18 protein-coding genes are annotated in these 21,757 nt (G+C 59.7%); all 18 read right to left on the bottom strand.

All coding sequences use genetic code 11. From position 1 onward, the window contains the following. Window positions 1-356 precede the first annotated feature (356 nt). Window positions 357-1,820 carry an NADH-quinone oxidoreductase subunit NuoN gene (nuoN, locus tag AC1DWM_RS18570; protein ID WP_223518214.1) on the bottom strand — a complete coding sequence of 488 codons (1,464 nt, stop codon included), beginning with the start codon at window positions 1,818-1,820 and terminating at the stop codon, window positions 357-359. Window positions 1,821-1,827: 7 nt separating this feature from the next. Beyond that, window positions 1,828-3,360: an NADH-quinone oxidoreductase subunit M gene (gene nuoM, locus AC1DWM_RS18565; protein WP_223518216.1), complete on the bottom strand. Its 1,533-nt coding sequence runs from the start codon at window positions 3,358-3,360 to the stop codon at window positions 1,828-1,830. Window positions 3,361-3,400: 40 nt separating this feature from the next. After that, window positions 3,401-5,254: an NADH-quinone oxidoreductase subunit L gene (gene nuoL, locus AC1DWM_RS18560; protein WP_223518218.1), complete on the bottom strand. Its 1,854-nt coding sequence runs from the start codon at window positions 5,252-5,254 to the stop codon at window positions 3,401-3,403. Continuing rightward, window positions 5,251-5,559 (bottom strand): NADH-quinone oxidoreductase subunit NuoK, encoded by a 309-nt coding sequence (gene nuoK / locus AC1DWM_RS18555; protein WP_007946416.1) that lies wholly within the window; start codon window positions 5,557-5,559, stop codon window positions 5,251-5,253. Before nuoK ends, nuoL begins: the two co-directional genes overlap by 4 nt. A 2-nt stretch (window positions 5,560-5,561) precedes the next feature. Then, window positions 5,562-6,065: an NADH-quinone oxidoreductase subunit J gene (nuoJ, locus tag AC1DWM_RS18550; protein WP_223518219.1), complete on the bottom strand. Its 504-nt coding sequence runs from the start codon at window positions 6,063-6,065 to the stop codon at window positions 5,562-5,564. A 9-nt stretch (window positions 6,066-6,074) separates the two neighbouring features. Next, entirely contained in the window at window positions 6,075-6,620 is a 546-nt protein-coding gene (gene nuoI / locus AC1DWM_RS18545) for an NADH-quinone oxidoreductase subunit NuoI (protein ID WP_007946418.1), read from the bottom strand. Between the two features lie 12 nt (window positions 6,621-6,632). Next, on the bottom strand, window positions 6,633-7,640 hold the full coding sequence (gene nuoH, locus AC1DWM_RS18540; protein ID WP_059406599.1) for an NADH-quinone oxidoreductase subunit NuoH: 1,008 nt from the start codon (window positions 7,638-7,640) through the stop codon (window positions 6,633-6,635). Continuing rightward, complete coding sequence (gene nuoG / locus AC1DWM_RS18535; RefSeq protein ID WP_477795826.1) at window positions 7,637-10,351, bottom strand: NADH-quinone oxidoreductase subunit NuoG; 2,715 nt, start codon at window positions 10,349-10,351, stop codon at window positions 7,637-7,639. Before nuoG ends, nuoH begins: the two co-directional genes overlap by 4 nt. 136 nt (window positions 10,352-10,487) lie before the next feature. Continuing rightward, window positions 10,488-11,843, bottom strand: a complete 1,356-nt coding sequence (nuoF, locus tag AC1DWM_RS18530) for an NADH-quinone oxidoreductase subunit NuoF (RefSeq protein ID WP_477795825.1) — start codon at window positions 11,841-11,843, stop codon at window positions 10,488-10,490. Continuing rightward, the gene (gene nuoE, locus AC1DWM_RS18525) at window positions 11,840-12,337 is read right to left on the bottom strand and encodes an NADH-quinone oxidoreductase subunit NuoE (protein ID WP_008020715.1); all 498 of its coding nucleotides are present in this window, start codon (window positions 12,335-12,337) and stop codon (window positions 11,840-11,842) included. The genes nuoF and nuoE overlap by 4 nt, the downstream gene beginning before the upstream one ends. A 2-nt stretch (window positions 12,338-12,339) precedes the next feature. Continuing rightward, window positions 12,340-14,124, bottom strand: coding sequence for an NADH-quinone oxidoreductase subunit C/D (nuoC, locus tag AC1DWM_RS18520; RefSeq protein ID WP_223518227.1), 1,785 nt, complete (start codon window positions 14,122-14,124; stop codon window positions 12,340-12,342). 72 nt (window positions 14,125-14,196) lie between these two features. After that, the gene (locus AC1DWM_RS18515; RefSeq protein ID WP_007946424.1) at window positions 14,197-14,871 is read right to left on the bottom strand and encodes a NuoB/complex I 20 kDa subunit family protein; all 675 of its coding nucleotides are present in this window, start codon (window positions 14,869-14,871) and stop codon (window positions 14,197-14,199) included. A gap of 10 nt (window positions 14,872-14,881) precedes the next feature. Next, the gene (locus AC1DWM_RS18510) at window positions 14,882-15,295 is read right to left on the bottom strand and encodes an NADH-quinone oxidoreductase subunit A (protein WP_003223812.1); all 414 of its coding nucleotides are present in this window, start codon (window positions 15,293-15,295) and stop codon (window positions 14,882-14,884) included. 620 nt (window positions 15,296-15,915) lie between these two features. Beyond that, the gene (gene aceA, locus AC1DWM_RS18505; protein ID WP_477795824.1) at window positions 15,916-17,241 is read right to left on the bottom strand and encodes an isocitrate lyase; all 1,326 of its coding nucleotides are present in this window, start codon (window positions 17,239-17,241) and stop codon (window positions 15,916-15,918) included. A 474-nt stretch (window positions 17,242-17,715) separates the two neighbouring features. Further along, window positions 17,716-18,477 carry a secretin N-terminal domain-containing protein gene (locus AC1DWM_RS18500; RefSeq protein ID WP_477795823.1) on the bottom strand — a complete coding sequence of 254 codons (762 nt, stop codon included), beginning with the start codon at window positions 18,475-18,477 and terminating at the stop codon, window positions 17,716-17,718. 206 nt (window positions 18,478-18,683) lie between these two features. Then, window positions 18,684-19,109, bottom strand: a complete 426-nt coding sequence (locus tag AC1DWM_RS18495; RefSeq protein ID WP_223518245.1) for a GNAT family N-acetyltransferase — start codon at window positions 19,107-19,109, stop codon at window positions 18,684-18,686. Continuing rightward, window positions 19,102-20,271, bottom strand: a complete 1,170-nt coding sequence (locus AC1DWM_RS18490) for a ribosomal protein uL16 3-hydroxylase (RefSeq protein ID WP_477795822.1) — start codon at window positions 20,269-20,271, stop codon at window positions 19,102-19,104. The genes AC1DWM_RS18495 and AC1DWM_RS18490 overlap by 8 nt, the downstream gene beginning before the upstream one ends. An 86-nt stretch (window positions 20,272-20,357) precedes the next feature. Further along, window positions 20,358-21,728 carry an adenylosuccinate lyase gene (gene purB / locus AC1DWM_RS18485; protein WP_150778306.1) on the bottom strand — a complete coding sequence of 457 codons (1,371 nt, stop codon included), beginning with the start codon at window positions 21,726-21,728 and terminating at the stop codon, window positions 20,358-20,360. Between the last annotated feature and the right edge of the window lie 29 nt (window positions 21,729-21,757).

The raw sequence follows: 21,757 nt of genomic DNA, 5'->3' as shown, positions 1-21,757 counted from the left end.
CTGTCAATCAAGCATGTGTTGACTGATACGCCGCTATCGCGAGCAGGCTCACTCCTACAGTGGTTTTGGGTGTACTTGGCGTTTGTGAACACCACTGAAACCTGTGGGAGCGAGCTTGCTCGCGAAGGCGGTGGGCCAGATAACGAAGATATTGACTGACCTGAAGCCTTCGCGGGCAAGCCACGCTCCCACAGGTTTGGTGTCATGCACAGAATCTGTGATCATCCCGATTACTGTGGGAGCCGGGCTCGCCCGCGAAGAGGCCATCCCAAACGCTTGCGATGGTGAATGCCACAAAAACAAAAACGGCACCCGAAGGTGCCGTTTCTGTTTTCTACCGAGTGTCGCCTAAGCGATCAACCCGCCAACCCGGCTTGCTGAACCAGGACCAGCAATGGCTGCGGATACAGACCCAGGAAGAACGCCAGTGCCGCGATGGCCAGCAGCATCACGCCGCCTGCACGTTGTTCCCAGTGCAGTTGCGCATCGTGGCGACGCAGGTTCGGCTCGATCAGGAACAGAGTGACCATCACACGCAGGTAGTAGAAAACGCCGATGGCGCTACCCAGTACCAGGGAACCGACCAGCCACCACTGATGGGACTCGACGCCGGTAGCGATGATGTAGAACTTGCCGATGAAGCCCGCGGTCAGCGGGATACCGGCCAGGGACAGCATCATCACGGTCAGCACGGCGGTCAGGTACGGACGGCGCCAGAACAGGCCGCGGTATTCGTACAGGGCATCGGCGTCACGGCCGTTGTACGGCGAGGACATCAGGGTGATCACGCCGAAGGCGCCGAGGCTGGTGATCACGTAGGTGACCAGGTACACGCCGATGGCTTCCACGGCCAGACCCTTGCTCGCCACGAGGGCGATCAGCAGGTAACCGAAGTGCGCGATGGACGAGTAACCCAGCAGACGCTTGAGGTTGCTCTGGGTTAGTGCCAGCAGGTTACCGAACAGGATCGACGCGATGGCGATGATGGTCAGTACGTCACTCAGCACACCGCTGCTTGCTGCTGGCGAGATCTGGAACAGACGCACCATCACCGCGAACACGGCAACTTTGGAAGCGGTGGCCAGGAACGCGGCCACCGGTGCCGGAGCACCTTCGTACACGTCCGGAGTCCAGAGGTGGAACGGCACCAGCGACAGCTTGAACGCCAGACCGATCAGCATCATGCCCAGGCCCAGTTGCGCCAGCGAGCTTGGCAGACCAGTAGCCGCCAGCGCCTGGCCGATACCGACGAAGCTCAGGCTGCCCGAATCGGCGTACAGCAGCGCCATACCGAACAAGATGAACGCGGAACCGGCGGCCGACAGCACCATGTACTTGATACCGGCTTCCAGCGAACGCTTGTTGAAGAAGGCATAGGCCACCAGACCATAGACCGGCACCGACAGCAGTTCCAGACCAACGAACAATCCGGCCAGGTGCTGCGCGCTGACCAGAACCAGGCCACCGGCGGCGGACATCAGGATCAGCAGGTACAGTTCTTCACGGTTGCCCGGGTAACCCGAACCGCCATCGCCGAGGTAGGCGTGGGCGAGAGTCACACAAGCGAGGGTGGCGACCAGAATCAGCGCCATGTACAAGCAAGCGAAGCTATCGATTTGCAGCAACGGGGTCACGGCCAATGGCGCGACTTTCAAGGCTGGCAGGATCGACAACAGCGCCAGGTTCAGACCTGCCACCGAAATCAGGAAGGTCTGCGAGTGGTTGCGGCGCCAGGCAATCGCCAGCATCACCACGATGATCGTGGCGCTGGTGATCAACAACGGCGCTAGCGCGATAAAGTGTTGAGTCGTGAATTCCATAGCGCTCTTACCGGGCCGAAGCGAGTTGAGTGAAGGCTGTGCCGAGCCACTGCTGCACGCCATGCATCGTCGCGGCAGAGGTATCGAGGAACGGTTGCGGGTACACGCCGATGTAAATCAGCAGCGCCGCCAGCCCGACCACCATGATCAGTTCGCGACCATCCATGCCATGCATCACCGCGTCCGACTTGGACGCGCCGAAGTAGGCACGGTGAATCATGATCAGCGAGTAGACCGAACCGAACACCAGGCCGGACGTCGCGATCACGGTGATCCACGGCGAAGTGGGGAAGGTGCCGATCAGGATCAGGAACTCACCGACGAAGTTACCGGTCGCCGGCAAGCCCAGGGAGGCCGCCGCGAAGAACAGGCTGACGCCTGGCAGGTAGGCGATCTTCGACCACAGGCCACCCATTTCACGCATGTCGCGAGTGTGAGTGCGCTCGTAGAGCTGGCCACACAGGATAAAGAGTGCCGCGGCCGAAAGGCCGTGCGCGAGCATCTGCATCACCGCGCCCTGCAGCGCCAGTTGGCTGCCGGAGTAGATGCCGATCAGCACGAAGCCCATGTGCGAAACGCTGGAGTACGCTACCAGACGCTTGATGTCAGTTTGCGCGAACGCCAGGAACGCACCGTAGAAGATCCCGATCAGACCCAGGGCCATGGCGAACGGCGCGAACTCGGCCGAAGCATTCGGGAACAGCGGCAGGGCGAAACGCAGCAGACCGTAAGCCGCCGTCTTCAGCAAGATACCGGCCAGGTCGACCGAACCTGCCGTTGGCGCCTGGGCGTGAGCGTCAGGCAACCAGGAGTGGAACGGTACGACAGGCAGCTTGACCGCGAAGGCGATGAAGAAGCCGAGCATCAGGATGTACTCGGTGGTCATCGACATCTTGGTTTTCAACAGGTCGGCGTAGTTGAAGGTAATCACGCCGGTGTCGTTGAAGTTGACCAGGACCAGACCCAGGATCGCCACCAACATGATCAGGCCGGATGCCTGAGTGAAGATGAAGAACTTGGTCGCCGCGTAGATCCGGGTTTTCTTGCCGTCCGAAGAACTGTGACCCCAGAGCGCGATGAGGAAGTACATCGGCACCAGCATCATTTCCCAGAAGAAGAAGAACATGAACAGGTCGAGGGCGAGGAACACGCCGACGACACCGCCCAGGATCCACATCAGGTTCAGGTGGAAGAAGCCAACGTGACGTTGAATTTCTTTCCACGAGCAGAGGACCGAGAGCACGCCCAGCAGACCGGTCAGCATGATCATCAGCAGCGACAGGCCGTCGAGGGCCAGGTGCACGCTGATGCCAAAGCGCTCGATCCAGATGTGCTTGAACTCAAGCGCCCAGGTCGGATCGGCGCCAGGCGCCGGGGCAAATGAATAGTCACCGTTGGCCCACAGCCAAAGGCCGAGGGAGAGCAACAGGGACATGGTGATCAGCGCAATCCAGCGGGGGAGGGTGGCGCCGAAGCGCTCACCCATCCAGCACAGCAGGCCGCCGATGAAGGGGATCAGGATTAGCCAAGGCAGAATCATGACGGGCTCAATTCCTTTCGCAAGTTCGCAAGGTTCATATTCAGACCGCTACCAGCACGATGGCGCCGATGACCAGCACGGAGCCGGCTGCCATCGATGCCGCGTACCAACGCAGTTGACCGGTTTCGGTACGGCTCAGGGCGGTGTGACCACCTTTGGCCATACGCGGAATCAGACCGATGGTCTGGTCGAGCGGGTCTCTGCGCAGTACGTGGCTGATCGCCAGGTATGGCTTGACGAACAGTTTGTCGTAGATCCAGTCGAAGCCCCAGGCAGCGAACCACCAGGCCGAAAGGAAGCGGCCGATACCGCTGTTGGCGATTGCAGTGACGAAGCGACGCTTGCCGAGGAACAGCAGCGCGGCCAGCAGGATACCGGCCAGGGCGATGGCGCCCGAAGCGATTTCCAGACTGTGCTTGGCTTCGCCGCCGGCATGGCCGACGCTTTCCGGCAGCACACCGTGCAGTGGCGGAACGATCATGGCGCCGACGAAGGTCGACAGTACGATCAGCACCGACAGTGGCAGCCAGTGAGCGATACCGTGACCGGCGTGCGCTTCAGTCTTCGCTTCACCGTGGAACGCGATGAAGATCAGGCGGAAGGTGTACAGCGAAGTCATGAACGCGCCGACCAGACCTGCATACAGCAGACCGTGGTTGCCGCTGGCGAACGCTTCCCAGAGGATTTCGTCCTTGGAGTAGAAACCTGCGGTCACCAGTGGCAAGGCAGACAGTGCCGCACCGCCGACGATGAAGCTGGTGTAGGCCAGCGGCAGTTTCTTCCACAGGCCGCCCATCTTGAAGATGTTCTGCTCGTGGTGGCAGGCAACGATCACCGAACCGGATGCAAGGAACAGCAGCGCCTTGAAGAAGGCGTGGGTCATCAGGTGGAAGATCGCGCCGTCCCAGGCACCAACGCCCAGGGCCAGGAACATATAGCCGATCTGGCTCATGGTCGAGTAGGCGAGGATACGTTTGATGTCGGTCTGGACCAGTGCGGCAAAACCCGCCAGCACCAGGGTCACGCCGCCGACGATGCCGACGAGGTGCAGAATGTCCGGCGCCAACGCAAACAGGCCGTGAGTACGGGCGATCAGGTAAACGCCAGCGGTCACCATGGTCGCAGCGTGGATCAGTGCCGAAACCGGGGTAGGACCGGCCATCGCATCCGCCAGCCAGGTTTGTAGTGGCAGTTGCGCGGATTTACCGACAGCGCCGCCCAGCAGCATCAGGGTGGCCATGACCATCCAGAAGTCGCCGGCCTGGAATTTCTGCGGTGCCAGCACCAGCAGTTCCTGGACGTTCAGCGTGCCCAGTTGGGCGAACAGGATGAACAGGCCGATGGCCATGAACACGTCGCCGATACGGGTCACGATGAAAGCCTTGAGTGCCGCGTTACCGTTGTTGCGGTTGCTGTAGTAGAAACCGATCAACAGGTACGAGCACAGGCCCACGCCTTCCCAGCCGAAGTACAGGAACAACAGGTTATCGCCCAGGACCAGGAACAGCATGCTGGCGATAAACAGGTTGGTGTAGGCGAAGAAGCGCGAGTAACCGGCTTCACCGCGCATGTACCAGGACGCGAACAGGTGGATCAGGAAGCCGACGCCGACCACCACACCTAGCATGGTCACGGACAGGCCATCCAGGTACAGCGTGAAGCTCGGCGTAAAGCCTTCCACCGCCATCCACTGCCACAACACCTGAGTGAAGTGGCCGCCTTCCGGCGGGGCGACGTTGAATTGCCAGATCACGTAAGTCGCGACGATGGCAGACAGGCCGATGGAACCGACGCCAATCAGCGCCGACAGGTTTTCCGAGAGGCGGCCGCGTGAGAACGACAGCAGCAGGAAACCTATGAGTGGGAATACGAAAGTCAGATAGAGAAGATTCATCCGCGCATCTCGCTGGCAGCGTCGATATCGAGAGTGTGGAAGCGGCGGTACAGCTGCAACAGAATCGCCAGGCCAATACTGGCCTCGGCGGCTGCCAGGCTGATCACCAGGATGAACATGATCTGTCCATCCGGCTGCGCCCAGCGGCTACCGGCAACGATGAACGCCAGTGCGGAGGCATTCATCATGACCTCCAGGCTCATCAGCACGAAGAGAATGTTGCGGCGGACCATCAGGCCGACCAGACCGAGGCAGAACAGGATGCCGGCGACCGCCAGACCATGCTCCATAGGGATAGCAGGCATCGTCATTGCTCCTTGGCTTCGTTGCGGCCCAAGTGGAACGCCGTGACGGCTGCAGCGAGCAGCAACATCGAGGCGAGTTCGACCACCAGCAGATACGGACCGAACAGGCTGATGCCCACGGCCTTGGCGTCTACGGTGGTGTGGCCGACGGCCAGACCGCTGGAATGGCTGAACAGCACATACAGCAGTTCACCCAGCAGCAATGCGCCGAGAATCACCGGGCCGAGCCAGATACCGGGCTTGAGCCAGACGCGCTCTTGCTGAGCCGAGGCCGGGCCCAGGTTCAGCATCATCACCACGAACACGAACAGCACCATGATGGCGCCAGCGTAGGCGATCACTTCCAGTACACCGGCAAACGGTGCGCCGAGGGCGAAGAACGTCATGGCCACGGCGATCAGCGAAATGATCAGGTAGAGCAGGGCGTGCACAGGGTTGGTGTTGGTGATCACGCGAAGCGTGGACACCACAGCGATACCCGATGCGAAATAGAAAGCGAATTCCATCTTTCTTCCTTAAGGCAGCAAGCTCTTCACGTTGATCGGCTGGGCTTCGTTTTGCGCGGAGCCTTTCGGCTTCCCGGCAATCGCCATACCTGCAACACGATAGAAGTTGTAATCAGGGTTTTTGCCGGGGCCGGAGATCAGCAGATCTTCTTTCTCGTACACCAGGTCCTGACGTTTGAACTCGGCCATCTCGAAATCCGGTGTCAGCTGGATCGCGGTGGTCGGGCAGGCTTCCTCGCAGAGGCCGCAGAAAATGCAGCGCGAGAAGTTGATGCGGAAGAAGTCCGGGTACCAGCGACCGTCTTCGGTTTCAGCTTTCTGCAGCGAGATACAGCCAACCGGGCACGCCACGGCGCACAGGTTGCAGGCTACACAACGCTCTTCGCCATCAGGGTCGCGGGTCAGGACGATACGGCCACGGTAGCGCGGCGGCAGGTACACGGCTTCTTCCGGGTACTGCAGCGTGTCGCGCTTGCGGAAGGCGTGGCCGAAAATCATCACCAGGCTGCGAAGCTGGGTGAAGAAGCCATGCACGATGTCAAATATGTACTTCATGATTCTCTATCCTCACTGAGCCGCGACGGCGGGCGTGTTGAGCAACACGATCGCAGCGGTCACCAGCATGTTGACGAGGGTCAGCGGCAGGCAGAACTTCCAGCTGAAGTCCATCACTTGGTCATACCGTGGGCGCGGAATCGAAGCGCGCAACAGGATGAAGATCATGATGAAGAACGCGGTTTTCAGCGCGAACCAGATGAACGGGATCTGCGGCAGAATGCCGAACGGACCGTGCCAGCCACCGAAGAACAAGGTCACCAGCAGCGCCGAAATCAGCACGATGCCGATGTACTCGCCGACGAAGAACATGCCCCATTTCATGCCGGCGTATTCAATGTGGTAACCGTCGGCCAGTTCCTGTTCCGCTTCCGGCTGGTCGAACGGGTGACGGTGAGTCACGGCGACGCCAGCGATGAAGAAGGTCAGGAAACCGAAGATCTGCGGAATGATGAACCACAGGTTCTGGGCCTGGTAATCAACGATGTCGCGCATGTTGAACGAGCCGACCTGGATCACGATGCCCATCAACGACAGGCCCATGAACACTTCGTACGACACAGTTTGCGCCGAGGCCCGCAAGCTGCCCAGCAGGGCGAACTTGTTGTTACTCGACCAACCGGCGAACAACACCGCGTAGACCGACAGACCGGCCATGGCGAAGAAGAACAGGATGCCGATGTTCAGATCCGCCACGCCCCAGGTCGGGGTGATCGGGATGATCGCGAAGGCAATCAGCAGGGCGCTCATGGCCACGACCGGTGCCAGGGTGAAGATCATCTTGTCGGCGAACGGCGGGGTCCAGTCTTCCTTGAAGAACATCTTGATCATGTCGGCTGCGATCTGGAACGCGCCAAACGGGCCGACGCGGTTCGGACCGTAACGGTCCTGCCAGAGGGCGAGCAAACGACGCTCGACCCAGCTCAACAGCGCGCCGCATACCACCACGGCGAGCAGAATCACGATGGCCTGAATGACTGCGATGATCACGTCGATCACTTCAGGAGTGAACCAAGTCATTGCGCTGCCTCCTGCAGACCGTCAACGGATTTGCCAAAGATCGCTGGCGGAATACCGGCGATGCCCGAAGGCAATGCAACCAGACCTGCACCCAGCTCTTCATTGATGCGCAGCGGCAGACGCAGGGTCTGGCCAGCAACGTTCAAGCTCAGCATAGCGCCGTCATTGACCCCCAGACGATCAGCTTCGGACTTGGCCAAAGCGACGTAAGCGGCCGGGATGCGTTCCTGAACCGGCGCGGCTTTCGAAGAGGTCTCTTCGCTGCCGAGCAGGTGGAAGAACGGCACAACCTGCCAGGTGCCCGGAGCCGGGTTGAACGCACGCGGAACAGCGGCGAACCAGTTCAGCGAATCACCGGTGCTTTCGATCAGGCGGGTGCCCGGGTCGCCAGCGCGGATGTGACCACCGACTTCGTCCTGGAACTTGTTCCAGGCTTGTGGCGAGTTCCAGCCCGGAGACCAGGCGAACGGTACTTGCTGACGCGGTTCGACCGAGCCCGAGTAACCTTCCATCGAGAAGTTGAACGCGGTGTCGTTGTCTTGCGGAGTACGCGGTTCGTGCACGTTGATGTCGGCACGCATGGCGGTACGACCGGAGTAACGCAGCGGTTCGCGGGCCAGTTTCATGCCCTTGATGCGGAACGAGGCGGACGGTGCGGCATCAACGATACGCGCCAGTTGCGGCGTGCTTGAAGCGACGGCAGCGGTGACGTGGTCCAGCTGGGTCCAGTTGATCGGCTGGTTCAGCAGGGTCGCGCGCAGGGCATGCAGCCAGCGCCAGCCTTCGTGAACCAGGATGCTGGCGTCCATGTATTTCGGATCGAAGACCTGGAAGAAGCGCTGGGCGCGACCTTCCTGGCTGACCAAAGTACCGTCGCCTTCGGCGAAGCTGGCGGCTGGCAGAACCAGGTGCGCGCGATCGCTGGTGGCGGTTTTCTGATGGTCGGCAACGATCACCACTTTCGCGGCGGTCAGGGCGGCATCAACCTTGGCTTTGTCGGTGCGGGTGTACAGATCGTTTTCCAGCACGACGATGGCGTCGGCACGGCCGTCGATCACCGCTTGCAGCGCGGCGTCGACCGAGTCACCACCGAGCATGGCCAGGCCGAGGCTGTTGGCCTCTGGCACGATCAGGCTGATGGAACCGTTCTTCTCGCGCAGCTTCAGGGCTTTGGCGATGTTTGCAGCCGCTTCGATCAGCGCCTTGGAACCCAACGAGGTACCGGCAATGATCAATGGGCGCTTGGCCGCGAGCAGGGCGTCAGCGATGCGCTTGGCCAGTTCGAGGGCTTCAGCATCCAGGCCTTCAACCGCTGGGGCGCTGGCGTCGAGCGCGTGAGCCACGGCGAAACCGATGCGGGCCAGGTCGTCTGGCGCAGCGTGAACGCATTCTTCGGCGATGTCGTCGAGCTTGGTTTCAGCCAGGCTGGCGATGAACAGCGGGTTCAGAGCGTTCTGACCGATGTTCTTCACCGCAGCGTCGAGCCAAGGCTGAACGCGCATGGCGTCGGCCATGTCTTCAGCTTTACCTTTGACCGATTGACGCAGGGACAGGGCCATGCGCGCAGCGGTCTGGGTCAGGTCTTCACCGAGGACGAAGATTGCATCGTGGTCTTCGATGTCGCGCATGTTCGGGATTGGCAGCGGGCTGTCTTTCAACACCTGCATGACCAGACGAATGCGTTCCAGCTCGGCGGCTTCGATACCGGAGTAGAAGTGCTCGGCGCCCACCAGTTCGCGCAACGCGTAGTTGCTTTCGAGGCTGGCACGCGGCGAACCGATGCCGACGATGTTGCGACCGCGCAACAGGTCAGCGGCTTTATCCAGCGCTTCGTCGAGGCTCAGCTTGGTGCCGTTGGCCAGCAAAGGCTGACGCGGACGATCTTCGCGGTTGACGTAGCCATAGCCGAAACGGCCACGGTCGCACAGGAAGTACTGGTTTACCGAACCGTTGAAACGGTTTTCGATACGACGCAGTTCACCGTAGCGCTCGCCCGGGGAAATGTTGCAGCCGCTGGAGCAACCATGGCAGATGCTCGGCGAGAACTGCATGTCCCACTTGCGGTTGTAGCGCTCGGAGTGAGTCTTGTCGGTGAACACACCGGTCGGACAGACCTCGGTGAGGTTGCCGGAGAACTCGCTTTCCAGTACGCCGTCTTCTACGCGACCGAAGTACACGTTGTCGTGGGCGCCGAACACACCGAGGTCGGTGCCGCCGGCGTAATCCTTATAGAAGCGCACGCAGCGGTAGCAAGCGATGCAGCGGTTCATTTCGTGGGAAATGAACGGGCCCAGTTGCTGGTTCTGGTGGGTACGCTTGGTGAAGCGGTAACGGCGCTCGTTGTGGCCGGTCATTACCGTCATGTCTTGCAGGTGGCAGTGACCGCCTTCTTCACAGACCGGGCAGTCGTGAGGGTGGTTGGTCATCAGCCATTCAACGACGCTGGCGCGGAATACTTTCGCTTCTTCGTCGTCGATGGAGATCCAGCTGCCGTCGGTGGCGGGGGTCATGCAGGACATGACGATCCGACCACGCTTGTCGTTTTCGTCGGTGTACTGCTTGACCGCGCACTGGCGGCAAGCGCCAACGCTGCCAAGGGCTGGGTGCCAGCAGAAATACGGGATATCGAGGCCTAGCGACAGACATGCCTGTAACAGGTTGTCTGCCCCATCGACTTCGAGCTCTTTGCCGTCTACGTGGATAGTGGCCATGGTTCAAAGTTCTTCGTTGGCCCGGTGTCAGCGGGCGTGGCTAATGGAATCTTGTATTCGCGTGAATCAACACAGCCGTTCAAGGCGTCATCACACGAGAAGGAGAAGGGCACGGACCCTTCGCCTTTTTAAGCGTTTACGCGCCGACTACGATCGGCCTTGCCAGAGGCGGGACGGCGGCGCTGGTAGGCGCGATGCCGGCTTCGAACTCTGGACGGAAGTATTTGATTGCGCTGCCCAACGGCTCCACGGCGCCCGGTGCGTGAGCACAGAAGGTCTTGCCAGGGCCGAGGAAGCCGACCAGACCCAGCAGGGTCTCGATATCGCCGGCTTGCCCTTCACCGTTCTCGATGGCGCGCAGGAGCTTGACGCTCCACGGCAAACCGTCACGGCACGGGGTGCAGAAGCCACAGGATTCGCGGGAGAAGAACTCTTCCATGTTGCGCAGCAAGGACACCATGTTGACGCTGTCGTCCACCGCCATGGCCAGGCCGGTACCCATACGGGTGCCAACCTTGGCGATGCCGCCGGCATACATTTGTGCATCCAGGTGTTCCGGCAACAGGAAACCGGTACCGGCGCCGCCAGGCTGCCAGCACTTGAGCTTGTAACCGTCGCGCATGCCGCCGGCGTAGTCTTCGAACAGCTCGCGACCGGTGACGCCGAATGGCAGTTCCCACAGCCCAGGGTTCTTGACCTTGCCGGAGAAGCCCATGAGCTTGGTGCCCATGTCTTCACTGCCTTCACGGGCCAACGATTTGTACCAGTCCACGCCGTCGGCAATGATCGCCGGCACGTTGCACAGGGTTTCAACGTTGTTCACGCAGGTCGGCTTGCCCCACACGCCAACGGCGGCAGGGAAGGGCGGCTTGGAGCGCGGGTTGGCGCGGCGGCCTTCGAGGGAGTTGATCAGTGCGGTTTCTTYACCGCAGATGTAACGCCCGGCGCCGGTGTGGACGAACAGCTCGAAATCGAAGCCGCTGCCCAGAATGTTTTTACCCAGCAGGCCTGCTGCCTTGGCTTCTTCTACGGCACGGTTGAGGTGCTTGGCGGCGGTGGTGTATTCGCCACGCAGGAAGATGTAGCCCCGGTAGGTTTTCAGCGCGCGGGCACTGATCAGCATGCCTTCGATCAGCAGATGGGGCAGTTGCTCCATCAGCATGCGGTCTTTCCAGGTGTTCGGCTCCATTTCATCCGCGTTGCACAGCAGGTAGCGGATGTTGATGGATTCGTCTTTGGGCATCAGGCCCCACTTAACGCCCGTGGGGAAGCCTGCACCGCCGCGACCTTTCAAGCCCGAATCCTTCACGGTCTGGACGATATCGTCCTGAGCCATGTCGGCGAAGGCTTTGCGCGCAGCGGCGTAACCGTTCTTGGCCTGGTACTCGTCGAGCCACACGGCTTCGCCGTCGTCACGCAGACGCCAGGTGAGCGGGTGAGTCTCGGCCGACCGCTTGATGCGGTTGGCAGGGCCGAAGGAAGTCAGGGTCATACGTAGCCCTCGAGCAATTTGGCAACGCCGGCAGGCTGCACATCACCGAAAGTGTCGTCGTCGATCATCAACGCCGGTGCCTTGTCACAGTTGCCGAGGCAGCAGACCGGCAGCAGAGTGAAACGACCGTCGGCGGTGGTCTGACCCAGGCCGATGCCAAGCTTGCTCTGGATTTCGCTGACCACGGATTCGTGGCCGCCGATGTAGCAGACCATGCTGTCGCAGACGCGAATGATGTGACGGCCAACCGGCTGACGGAAGATCTGGCTATAGAACGTCGCCACGCCTTCTACGTCGCTGGCCGGGATGCCGAGGATCTCGCCGATGGCGTACAAAGCGCCATCCGGCACCCAGCCACGTTCCTTCTGGACGATCTTCAGGGCTTCGATCGACGCCGCGCGCGGGTCTTCGTAGTGATGCAACTCGTGCTCGATGGCCGAGCGCTCGGTTTCACTCAAGGTGAAACGGTCTGTCTGGATAAGCGTGCTGTTCATGCTTAGCGGTCCACGTCGGCCATAACGAAATCGATACTACCCAGGTACGCGATCAAGTCCGCGACCATGCTGCCTTTGATCACCGAAGGGATCTGCTGCAAGTGCGGGAAGCTTGGGGTACGAATCCGGGTGCGGTAGCTCATGGTGCCGCCATCGCTCGTCAGGTAATAACTGTTGATGCCCTTGGTCGCTTCGATCATCTGGAAGGATTCGTTGGCCGGCATGACCGGGCCCCACGAAACTTGCAGGAAGTGCGTGATCAGGGTCTCGATGTGTTGCAGGGTGCGCTCTTTCGGCGGCGGCGTGGTCAGCGGGTGATCCGCCTTGTACGGGCCTTCCGGCATGTTGCGCATGCACTGGTCGATGATCTTGATGCTCTGGCGCATTTCTTCGACGCGCACGATGCAGCGATCGTAGGCATCGCCATTTGCGGCCAGCGGCACTTCGAATTCGAAGTTCTCATAACCGGAGTACGGACGCGCCTTGCGCAGGTCGAAGTCGCAACCGGTGGCGCGCAGGCCGGAACCAGTGACACCCCATTCCAGGGCTTCCTTGGTGTTGTAGTCGGCGACGCCGATGGTCCGGCCACGCAGGATGCTGTTGTCCAGGGCGGCTTTCTGGTATTCGTCCAGACGCTTTGGCATCCACTCGACGAAGTCTTTCACCAGTTTTTCCCAGCCGCGCGGCAGGTCGTGAGCGACGCCACCAATGCGGTACCAGGCCGGGTGCAGACGGAAACCGGTAATGGCTTCGATCACCGTGTACGCCTTCTGACGGTCGGTGAACGTGAAGAACACCGGGGTCATGGCGCCGACGTCCTGGATGTATGTGCCCAGGAACAGCAGGTGGCTGGTGATCCGGAAGAATTCGGCCATCATGATGCGGATGACGTCGACCTTCTCCGGCACCTTGATGCCGGCCAGCTTCTCGACCGAGAGCACGTACGGCAGGTTGTTCATCACGCCGCCGAGGTAGTCGATACGATCGGTGTACGGGATGAAACTGTGCCAGGACTGACGCTCGGCCATCTTCTCGGCACCACGGTGGTGGTAGCCAACGTCCGGCACGCAATCGACGATCTCTTCACCGTCCAGCTGCAGGATGATGCGGAACGCACCGTGCGCGGAAGGGTGGTTAGGACCGAGGTTGAGGAACATGTAGTCCTCGTTCGCACCGGAACGCTTCATACCCCAGTCTTCAGGCTTGAAGCGCGCGGCTTCTTCCTCAAGCTGTTGCTTGGCGAGGTTCAGGGTGAACGGGTCGAACTCGGTGGCACGGGCCGGGAAGTCCTTGCGCAGCGGGTGACCTTCCCAGGTCGGCGGCATCATGATGCGGGTCAGGTGCGGGTGGCCGGCAAAGTTGATGCCGTACATGTCCCACACTTCACGCTCGTACCAGTTGGCGTTCGGCCAGATGCCGGTCACGGTCGGCACGCTGAGGTCGCTCTCGGACAAGGCGACCTTGATCATTACGTCACTATTACGTTCGATCGACATCAAGTGATAGAACACAGTGAAGTCGACGCCGTTAGGCAGCCCTTGACGCTTGGTGCGCAGACGCTCGTCCACGCCGTGCAGGTCATAGAGCATGACGTACGGCTTGGGCAGGTTACGCAGGAAGGTCAGGACTTCGACGAGTTTGGCACGCGCAACCCAAAGCACCGGCATGCCGGTGCGGGTTGGCTGGGCGGTGAACGCCTCGGGGCCAAAACGGTTGTTCAGTTCGACGACCACATCCTGGTCGTCTGCCTTGTAAGGCGGGATGTACAGAGCACTGCCTGTAGTCATGGTTATTTATCGCTTTCGGTCAACGTAAAGAATGAAGCCAGGTTCTCGTTCTATAAAAGAAGCAGGTCTGGATCAGACTTCGTCGGGGCTGCGCAGGTTGGTGACTGCGATTCGCTGTTCGCGGCGCTTTTCCTTCTCGGAAGGCATCTCGGCGCGGTATACGCCTTGATCGCCGACGACCCAGGAAAGCGGGCGACGCTCCTGTCCAATCGACTCTTGCAAGAGCATCAAACCTTGCAGAAAAGCTTCAGGACGGGGCGGGCAGCCAGGCACGTAGACGTCCACGGGCAGGAACTTGTCCACCCCTTGAACGACAGAGTAGATGTCGTACATGCCACCGGAGTTGGCGCACGAACCCATGGAAATAACCCATTTAGGTTCGAGCATTTGCTCGTAGAGACGCTGAATGATCGGCGCCATCTTGATGAAGCAGGTACCGGCGATAACCATGAAATCCGCCTGACGCGGCGATGCCCGGATAACCTCGGCGCCGAAGCGCGCGATGTCGTGGGGCGCCGTGAAGGCGGTGGTCATTTCCACGTAGCAGCACGAAAGACCGAAGTTATACGGCCACAGGGAGTTCTTGCGCCCCCAGTTGATCGTGCCGTTAAGCACGTCTTCGAGCTTGCCCATGAAAATGTTTTTGTGGACTTGATCTTCTAACGGATCGGAAACGGTTTCCCGTTCGCCAATCGGATACTGCTCGTTAGGAGCATCGGGGTCGATCCTGGTGAGATTGTATTGCATTGCCAAAGCCTCATTGTTTCAGCTTCGCTTGTCGCTTACGACGAGCTTCCGGAGCCCAGTCAAGGGCGCCCACTCGGAATAGGTAGACAAGGCCTGCCAACAGAATTGCTATGAAAACGAGAGCTTCGACGAATCCGGTCCAGCCGCTTTCGCGGACGGACACAGACCATGCAAAGAGAAAAAGGGCTTCGATATCGAAGATCACGAAGAGCATCGCGACGAGATAGAATTTGGCTGAGAGCCGCAGACGGGCGCCACCTGTAGGCAGCATGCCGGATTCAAACGGTTCGTTTTTGCTGCGACCCCAGGCTTTTGACCCGAGGAGGCTGGAGACGCCGAGCATGAAGGCGCATAGGCCGACGACGCCCAGAAGGAAAATGGCAAAGCCCCAGTTGTGGGCCATGAGTCCTGTCGCTTCGGGCATGCTGGTAATCCTTAACAGAGAGCAAAGGTCTCTGAGCTTGAAAAAGTAACAACGCAGTGACGATATGTCGCAGCAATCAATCCCGCTGATTTTATGGCTAAACACCCAGCAAGTAAAATTCCTATAGCGAAATTATTTATAGGATTAAGGACATAGCGCACCTCGAAAGCTCCGCAGCCCATGCATGGCGGGCATTAGCCGGCTTTTCATCAATATTGTTTTGTCGGAAATGTAACGAACATAGTTGCGCCTAAATGATAATCAATATTGTTTGTGATGGTTTTTAAACTGATTAGCGGGGTAAGAGTCGGGAAGTTGTCTTTTTTGCGCGTTACTGCAAGTAGCGGCAGTGAATGTTTTAGCGGATTTTTCTGACAACGATATCGCGCTGGATCAATGTTTTGCCGCAACACAGAGAGTGTAGGAGCTGGCTTGCCAGCGAATAGGTCCGACAGTCATGCGCTGAATGAACGGACGCCTTCGCTGGCAAGCCAGCTCCTACAAGGATGGGTGAAATCGCAGGCAAAAAAACGCCCCGAACCAGTCGGGGCGTCAGATGTGCAGCGTTGCGGTTAGCTTTCTATCCGGTCCGCAACGGCCGTTTACTCAGGCGAAGCAGATCAGTGGAACTGTTCTTCTTCAGTCGAACCGGTCAGTGCGGTTACCGAAGACGAGCCACCTTGAATCACAGTGGTCATGTCGTCGAAGTAGCCGGTGCCCACTTCCTGCTGGTGAGCCACGAAGGTGTAGCCCTTCGAAGCGTCAGCGAACTCCTGCTCTTGCAGCTTCACGTAGGCAGTCATGTCGTTGCGGGCGTAGTCGTGCGCCAGGTTGAACATGCTGTGCCACATGTTGTGAATGCCGGCCAGGGTGATGAACTGGTGCTTGTAACCCATGGCGGACAGTTCGCGCTGGAACTTGGCGATGGTCGCGTCGTCCAGGTTTTTCTTCCAGTTGAAGGAAGGCGAGCAGTTGTACGACAGCAGTTGGTTCGGGTATTCCTTTTTGATCGCTTCAGCGAAGCGACGAGCCTCGTCCAGATCCGGCTTGGCGGTTTCGCACCAGATCAGATCGGCGTACGGAGCGTAAGCCAGGCCGCGAGCGATGGCCTGGTCCAGACCGGCGCGCACTTTGTAGAAGCCTTCCTGGGTACGTTCGCCGGTCACGAATGGCTGGTCGTACGGGTCGCAGTCGGACGTCAGCAGGTCAGCTGCGTTAGCGTCGGTACGGGCCAGGATGATGGTCGGAGTACCGGCAACGTCAGCTGCCAGACGGGCAGCGGTCAGCTTCTGTACGGCTTCCTGGGTAGGAACCAGTACCTTGCCGCCCATGTGGCCGCATTTTTTCACGGAGGCCAGTTGGTCTTCGAAGTGAACGCCGGCGGCGCCTGCTTCGATCATGCTCTTCATCAGCTCGTAAGCGTTCAGTACGCCACCGAAACCGGCTTCAGCGTCAGCCACGATTGGAGCGAAGTAGTCGATGTAACCTTCGTCGCCCGGGCCTTTGCCGGCTTTCCACTGGATCTGGTCAGCACGACGGAACGAGTTGTTGATGCGCTTGACCACGGTTGGAACCGAGTCCACCGGGTACAGCGACTGGTCCGGGTACATCGATTCGGCGGAGTTGTTGTCCGCAGCGACTTGCCAGCCCGACAGGTAGATCGCCTGGATACCGGCTTTGACTTGTTGTACAGCCTGGCCGCCGGTCAGGGCGCCCATGCAGTTGACGAAATCTTTCTCGGGACGGAAGGAAGGCTTGGCGCCCTGGGTGACCAGGTTCCACAGCTTCTCGGCGCCCAGTTTTGCAAAGGTGTGCTCAGGTTGAACCGAGCCACGCAGGCGGACGACGTCAGCAGCGGAGTAAGCGCGTGTCACGCCTTTCCAGCGTGGGTTTTCAGCCCAATCTTTTTCGAGGGCTGCAATTTGCTGTTCGCGTGTCAGTGCCATGGAGATAAACCTCGTCGCGTCTTTTACGGAAAGTTGTTCTGCGGTGGAAAATTCATGCGCTCGCTGACCAGAAGCTTGGGTGGTCAAGTCGGATTCGGCGGGGTAGCGACGGGATGAACGATGGGCTCGAGGGGAAGTGAGCAGGTAAGGGCAAGCTGTTGAGCGCATTCGGGCATCGTGGGCCTTGGTGCGAACTTCAGTGTAGTGCCGGGTTACCTAATTACGCTTCCGTCCCTCGGGACAACTTCGTTCCAGTCGGCAACCTCGTCAAACACACCTTGTGGGCGGTACAGACACGAAGCGGCTCGCGGGATAGGTGCGAGCATCGCTTCGAAGGCCCTTGCCAGGGCCCCTGATTAGCGGGAGCGAGGCCATCATGCCTTTGCTTTTTTCGATCGTCAAACGTTTTGTAGTGCTTTTTTTCAGGCACTACATCTTTGGTCTAATACGACTAATCAGTCAGTTTCCGGTGCTTTAGTCCAAAGTATCGACTTTCACCCGCAGGGTCATGTCATCCCGGCCCTGAGTCGCATAGCTGCGGGTCCTGGCCTGTTTGTCGGCCAGGTTCTGCTGGTTGACGCCGGCCAGCGTAATCCATTCGCCGAGGCGGCCTGTGACGGTTGTGTCGGTACTTTGTACGTTCACTACATCGGAACGTTCCTGGCTAATGCGGTCACGATTGGTGCTGATCGCCAAGTGAACGATTTCACCGGTGACGCTGGCGGTGACGTAGAAGCCCTGAGTGACGTTGCGGTATTCGGTCCGGCTGCGCAAATCACCGTAAGAGTCGGTCTGCGCGCTCGTGAGCGGAACGCTCTGGCCGACCTGAATCAGTGCAGGTGTGCCTTCGCTGGCCTGAATCTGCTGGACTCCGCCGTCACGGCTGGCGGTGCTGCGATGGATGATTCGGGTCTGGTTCGGCTTGGCGCCGTTTACCGAGTAACCCTGATTGTCCTGGTAGTTGTTGTCACTGGTGTCGACGGTGATCAGCAGGCGCTTGGCGGCGACATCGAGTTGGCCGATCAGGGCTTTAAGTTCGTCGATCTTGCGTTGATCCGCGTTGACGATCAGCTGATTGCCATAAGCGCTGACCTGGCCTTCGTTGCCAATGAAATCCTGCGCCACGGACAGCAAGTCGGCGCTGGTGCGGAAGTTCAGGGGTACGATTTCGGTGGCGGCCATGGCTGAAAAACTGCAGGTCAGTAGCAGGGTGGTGAGCAGTGTGCGTAGGGACATATCCGTTATCTCCGACTTCTAATGCCTTGATAGTGCCAGTTTGTCGGCCCGGCGTGGCGCAAGTTGAATCGTAGACAGCAAAACGCCCCGGCATCCGAAAATGGCGGGGCGTTTTGTGTGTTCTTGCGGGCCTCATCGCGAGCAAGCTCGGCTCCTACAGAGATCCTGTAGGAGCCGGGCTTGCCCGCGATGGCAGCACCTCGGTATCAGGCGGAGTGACGCACCATGTCCACATGCGGAATCCCGGCTTCCAGGAATTCCTCGCTGAGAATGTGAAAACCCAGGCGCTCATAGAACGCCGTTGCCTGCACCTGCGCGCTGAGCATTTGCTGCTTCAGTCCACGCTTCTCGGCTTCACCAATCACCGCATGCATCAGCGCATCGCCGACCTTCAGGCCGCGCCAGTCCTTGAGCACCGAAACCCGGCCGATGTGACCATCGGGCAGCAGGCGAGCAGTGCCAATCGGAAAGTCGCCTTCGAAGGCCAGGAAATGCACCGCGGTGGCGTCATCGGCATCCCATTCCAGCTCGGGCGGAACGGATTGCTCGGCGATGAATACCGTCTCACGAATGCGCCGGATCTCGGCGTTATCCTTTTGCCAGTCTGCGACACTTACGTGAATTTTATTCATCAGCAAACCCCAGGCTTCCTTGCTTGATCAGTTCGCACAGCAGGCCGCGACCGTCTTCGTCGGCCAGCCACTCGCCAAGGTTGTCGATGTGCAGCGCATCGGCGGCGCAGACCATTTTCAGCAGTTCGCGCAGCTTGCCCGGCAGATAACGGCTCTGGCCGCTGGCGAACAGCAGCAGGTCGTCATCGACTTCGGACCATGCCAGGCGAGCGCTTGGGTTGCGGATCAAGACTGCACCTTGCTCAAGGCTGGCGAGCAGGTCGTCTTCCTCGATTTCTTCCGGACCTACCACGAGTTCCGGGTAGCGCGGCTCGGTCATGAACTGGCCGAACCAGGTCAACAGCAGGCGCTCGTCGCTCATGTGCTCGGCCAGCAGGGCTTTGAGCCGATCAAGGGCATCGTGCTGGATCTGGTGTGGATCAGCCGCGGGCAGCGCGTCGGCGTCGGTGTAGCGCTCTTCGTCCGTCAGGAACTGGCTGAGGAAGTCGGTGAAGTGGGTCAGCACTTCAGCGGCGCTCGGCGCGCGGAAACCGACGGAGTACGTCATGCAGTCATCGACGGCCACGCCGCAGTGGGCCAGGCGTGGTGGCAGATACAGCATGTCGCCCGGTTCCAGGATCCACTCATCGGTGGCTTCGAAGTCAGCGAGGATGCGCAGGTCTGCGTGTGGCAGCAGGGCGCTCTCGGAGTTGCACATCTGGCCAATTTTCCAGTTGCGCTTGCCGTGGCCTTGCAGCAGGAATACATCGTAGTTGTCGAAGTGCGGACCGACGCTGCCACCTGGGGCGGCGAAGCTGATCATCACGTCGTCGACGCGCCAGCTCGGCAGAAAGCGGAACTGTTCCAGCAGTTCGCTGACTTCAGGCACAAACTGATCGACCGCTTGTACCAGCAAGGTCCACTCGCGTTCCGGCAGTTTGCTGAATTCGTCTTCCGCGAACGGGCCGCGGCGCAATTCCCAAGGACGCTCGCCGTGCTCGATCACCAGGCGCGATTCGACTTCTTCTTCCAGTGCTAGACCGGCCAGTTCGTCGGCGTCGATCGGGCTTTCGAAATCAGGAATCGCCTGGCGGATCAGCAGCGGTTTTTTCTGCCAGTAGTCGCGCAGGAATTCACGCGCCGTGATGCCGCCCAGAAGTTGAAGAGGAATATCAGGATTCATGTGTAACCTATTGAAAAAAAGCACTTTTGAGACGGGAATAAAAACGCCCGGCGCGGCCGGGCGTTTCAAACATGTCCAGCGGTCAATCAGATGCGTTTGGCTTGCTCTACAGCGTTACCGATGTAGTTCGCCGGGGTGAGCAATTTCAGCTCGGCCTTGGCGGCGGCTGGCATGTCCAGGCCATCGATGAAAGTTTGCAGCGCTTCTGGGCTGATGCCCTTGCCGCGCGTCAATTCTTTCAGTTTTTCGTACGGGTTTTCGATGTTGTAGCGGCGCATCACGGTCTGGATCGGCTCGGCCAGAACTTCCCAGCATGCGTCCAGGTCAGCAGCGATTTTCTGAGCGTTGAGCTCAAGCTTGCTGATGCCTTTGAGGCTCGCTTCGTACGCGATCACGCTGTGGGCGAAGCCGACACCGAGGTTGCGCAGTACGGTAGAGTCGGTCAGGTCGCGCTGCCAGCGGGAGATCGGCAGCTTGCTCGCCAGGTGCTGAAACAGTGCGTTGGCGATGCCCAGGTTGCCTTCGGAGTTTTCGAAGTCGATCGGGTTGACCTTGTGCGGCATGGTCGACGAGCCGATTTCGCCAGCGATGGTGCGCTGTTTGAAATAACCCAGGGAGATGTAGCCCCAGATGTCGCGGTCGAAGTCGATCAGGATGGTGTTGAAGCGCGCGATAGCGTCGAACAGCTCGGCAATGTAGTCGTGCGGTTCGATTTGCGTGGTGTACGGGTTGAAACCCAGACCCAGTTCGTCTTCGATGAAGGCGCGGGCGTTTTCTTCCCAGTCGATCTCAGGGTAGGCCGACAGGTGAGCGTTGTAGTTGCCGACAGCGCCGTTGATCTTGCCCAGCAGCGGAACGGCAGCGACCTGAGCGATTTGACGCTCCAGACGGTAAACCACGTTCGCCAGCTCTTTGCCCAGGGTGGTCGGCGAAGCCGGCTGACCGTGGGTGCGCGACAGCATTGGCACGTCAGCGAAGCGGATGGCCAGTTCGCGGATGGCTTCGGCGGTCTGGCGCATCAGCGGCAGCATCACGTCATCACGGCCTTCGCGCAGCATCAGGGCGTGGGACAGGTTGTTGATGTCCTCGCTGGTGCAGGCAAAGTGGATGAACTCGCTGACGGCAGCCAGTTCCGGCAGTTTGGCCGCTTGCTCTTTGAGCAGGTATTCGATGGCTTTAACGTCGTGGTTGGTGGTGCGCTCGATCTCTTTGACGCGCTCGGCGTGTTCCAGAGAAAAGTTTTCCGCCAGGGTGTTCAGCACAGCGTTGGCTTCGGCGGAGAACGCCGGTACTTCGCTGATGGCAGAGTGAGCGGCCAGACGCTGGAGCCAGCGTACTTCAACCAGAACGCGAGCACGGATCAGACCGTATTCGCTGAAAATCGGGCGCAGGGCCTGGGTTTTGCCGGCGTAGCGGCCGTCAACAGGGGAAACCGCAGTGAGCGAAGAAAGCTGCATGGGGTGTTCTCGGACAGTCGGGCAACGAA

The sequence above is a fragment of the Pseudomonas sp. P4_C8 genome (assembly GCF_056401975.1).
Note: the sequence above shows the minus strand (reverse complement) of the source record. Positions and strands in the feature narration are given on the sequence as shown.